The sequence below is a fragment of the Eubacterium sp. AF15-50 genome, assembly GCF_934835595.1.
Lineage (GTDB): Bacteria > Bacillota > Clostridia > Lachnospirales > Lachnospiraceae > Eubacterium_G > Eubacterium_G segne.
Map to the genome: position 1 here is coordinate 1 of NZ_CAKVZL010000134.1, position 3,667 is coordinate 3,667.

Consider the following 3,667-nt stretch of genomic DNA (forward strand, 5'->3'; position numbering starts at 1 on the left):
TTTCTACTGTCCTTTTTGCTGTTTGCCCTTATATTATAAGCACCCTGTGGTATTTCATGAAGTCCCGTCAGCTGCTCAAATAATTCCATCTGTATCTTATCCATATTACCACTCCTTACGCCTGTAATTTTTCACAGACATTGTTATTATTTCCTAAAACAAGAGGCATGATTTCCTCTTTATCTCCATGTGCCCTTATCTTTCCATCCACTAGAAGAATTATTTCATCTGCAATATCTAATATTCTCTCCTGATGGGATATTATAAGAATAGAGTTAGTGTTCTTATGCTGCATCTTTTCAAATACTTTAATAAGGCTGTTAAAGCTCCATAAGTCAATTCCTGCCTCCGGCTCATCAAAAACAGATAATTCCGTTCCTCTTGCAATAATTGTGGCAATTTCTATTCTTTTTAATTCACCACCAGAAAGACTTGCATCTACCTCTCTGTTTATATAATCCCTTGCACAAAGACCTACCTCTGACAGATACTCACAGGCTTCGCTTATGGACAACTGCTTTCCTGAAGCCATTCTAAGAAGGTCAATTACCTTTATTCCCTTAAATCTTACAGGCTGCTGAAAAGCAAAGCTTATTCCTAATTTTGCCCTGTCTGAAATGGACATATCTGTTATATCCGTTCCATTGTATATGATTTTACCTGATGTAGGCTTAATTATTCCTACAATAAGCTTAGCCAGTGTGGATTTACCACTTCCGTTAGGACCTGTTATGGCAACAAACTTACTTTCATCAATTTTAAGGCTGATCCCATTAATTATATCTTTTTGTTTTCCATCATCTTCTTTAACACTAAATTTAATATCTCTAAGTTCAAGCATATTGTAAAACTCCTTTTCCGCCTGTACTACTTACTTTTGCCAACGCACCTTCTATTATTGAAAACTGTGGTCCCTTATGACCAATATCTGCATCAAAAATAACCGGCACATCTAAATCTCCAAGTATGGACATTATAGCTTCCTTATATGGCTGTTCAATCCACGAATTATACATTAAAGGTCTTCCAAAAACAAAGCCCTTTGCATGTTTAAAATAACCTCTTTCCTTCATCTGCCACAAATGGGTTACTAAAACAACATCCTCCATATTAAAGCTTTCCAACGCCCATATTATACCATCTTTTTTATATTTTTCCACAAATTGTTGTGTTCCGTCATATTTAGTACCAATAAGGAAAGCTATAACATCAAGGCACCCTCCTAAAAGCCGCCCTGATATTTCTATTTTTTCCTCGCCACGGCCGTTTACCCAGCTTACTTTTTCATCATTATAATATCCCTCATAACCTGTAACATATTCATGGCGTTGGGATTCGTAATAGTCAAAAGATTTTTGAACCTTAACTTTTCCTTCTAATACTCCCAAAGCATTCTCCACCGGCTTTTGCCACGGATTCATTCCGAAATCGCCTATATGGCATCCATACACTGCTGCCACATCACAGGTTGTTACAATGGGATATACCAGTCCCGTATTATCTGAAAATCCCTGAAACCACTTTGGATTATTCTTAAACTGCTCAAAATCCACATAATCAAGCATTTCCATAAGATAATCTCCACCAGCTGCGGAAAAAACAGCTCTAACATTTTTATCTGACACTAATTCATTAAACTGTTTTCCCCTTTCCATTCCCGTAGAGCTGCAACCTCTGCTATCTGACTTATATACATTATCTGTTAATTTAACATTGTATCCTTTACTTTTTAATTGTTCTGTTGCATTTGCAACTCTTTTTTGTTTTAACTCATTAACTATTCCTCCGGAAGTAGCTGTAACACCTATAGTATCTCCCGGTTTTATAAACTCTGGAAAAATCATTGTCATTCTCCTTTATCTTCTTTTTTAATCTCTGCTTCCTTACCTAATGTCACAGAATAAATTATCATTTCCTTAACATTTATTTGAGAAATTCTCTCTATGGCAAGCTTATAACATTCTAACTGCACATGATAACGTTTATCAAGTTCCTCCATGGTTTTAACCTTATCTGTTTTGTAATCAGCAATAACAAACTCACCATCTTCTTCAAAGCATACATCAATTATACCCTGAATTATCATTGTTTCATCTGAATTTGACCTGCCATTTATTTCATTAGCCTTAACTCCTAACAGAAACTTCCGCTCCCTGTAAAGCTTACCTTTCTTATATGCCTTTTTCATTCTATTAAACAAATCAGTTTTTGTAAATGAAATTATATCTTTATAGTAAATACACCCTGCCTGTTCTTTAGTCATAAGCCCTTTATCCACAAAGGATTCTATCATTTTCTTAACGGTATCTATGGTATATTCCTCCATATCAAAATCAAGAAGTTCAAATACCCTGTGATATGCGGTGCCCCGTTCTGCACCGTATAATGTTTCATTGCCCGATATATCTTCTCTGGCAAAATCCGGTATTATTTCCGGCACTTCAGTTTCCTTATGAAACTCCTGATTTCCATCAATTTCCTCTACATAAGCCATACTTTGCTTCTTTATTTCCGTTACACTTGCCTTTGAATGTAAAGTAACATCATCTAAATATTGGTATGTAAAGTCAAATTTTTTCTTAACATCATCTCCATTATCAGCTTTTAGATTAAAAATCCTATCAAACTTTTTGCTGTCAATTTCATCCTTAATAAGAGCCTTTCCTTCCTGATATAACATATCTTCCGCTTCCACCGTATTTATTACAATGTCTGCCTCTGCATTATACATTTCATCCCTGGCCTTTGTTCCATTAAACTCTCTTTCCGCTATGGTGTCAAAAGCCTTGTTTTTAGCCACGGTTTTACCAATCCACGTAAACATATTTGGTGCATTAACAATGTTTGAGTATGACATTTCATCCTTTACGTTATACATACTTTCCTTTAAATCAGAAATAGTCTTTGTAAGTTTCTTTGTAACACCGGTAATAATCAGCTTTTCCTTTGCTCTTGTAAGGGCAACATAAAGGATTCTAAGCCTCTCCGCCATATCCTCCTGTTTGTTCTTTCTCCTTATAAGTCTTTTTACAATAGTTGGTGACTTTACTTTCAAATTTTCATCTATCATGTCAACGCCAATATTTCCATTGTCATCTACCACGATTTTGTCTGTGTCATTTCTGCCGCCACCGTTGGTGTCACACAAAAACACCACCGGAAATTGAAGTCCCTTACTTTTATGTATGGACATTATTTTTACCGTATTATCATTTTCCTGACTAATTCCTGCCTCACCGTCGTCACTGTCTAAATACTGTAATTTTTCTATATATCTGATAAAATTAAATACACCTTTGTAACTAATATTTTCATATGCCACGGCTTTTTCTTTTAAAGCCTCAATATTTAGATGCCTTCTTTTTCCTCCCGGCATGGATGAAATATAATAATCATAGCCTGTTTCATTTACCAGCTGTTCTATAAGCTCATACACTTTTATATATACACTACGTTTTCTGTAATCATCAAGGAAATCCAAAAACCCCTTAACCTTTACTTTAATTTCTGCATCAGAACCCGTTTCCTTATACAGTAAAAGGTTGTCATACAGATATTCACAGATGTTTTCAGCCTTAATTACTGCCAGCTCATTTTCCGTAAATGAAAACATGGGACTTATTAAAATTGTTGCTAAAGGAATATCCTGATATGGATTGTCAATAAC

Annotated in this window: 3 protein-coding genes; all 3 read right to left on the reverse strand. The window is 35.2% G+C overall.

Annotated elements, in window-relative coordinates; all coding sequences use genetic code 11:
* Positions 1–115: 115 nt before the first annotated feature.
* On the reverse strand, positions 116–841 hold the full coding sequence (locus tag Q5O73_RS10340) for an ABC transporter ATP-binding protein (RefSeq protein ID WP_021953170.1): 726 nt from the start codon (positions 839–841) through the stop codon (positions 116–118).
* Positions 834–1,844 carry a S66 peptidase family protein gene (locus Q5O73_RS10345; protein ID WP_302669642.1) on the reverse strand — a complete coding sequence of 337 codons (1,011 nt, stop codon included), beginning with the start codon at positions 1,842–1,844 and terminating at the stop codon, positions 834–836. The genes Q5O73_RS10340 and Q5O73_RS10345 overlap by 8 nt, the downstream gene beginning before the upstream one ends.
* Before the next feature lie 2 nt (positions 1,845–1,846).
* On the reverse strand, positions 1,847–3,667 hold a 1,821-nt coding region (locus tag Q5O73_RS10350), incomplete at its 5' end, for a 3'-5' exonuclease (RefSeq protein ID WP_302669643.1).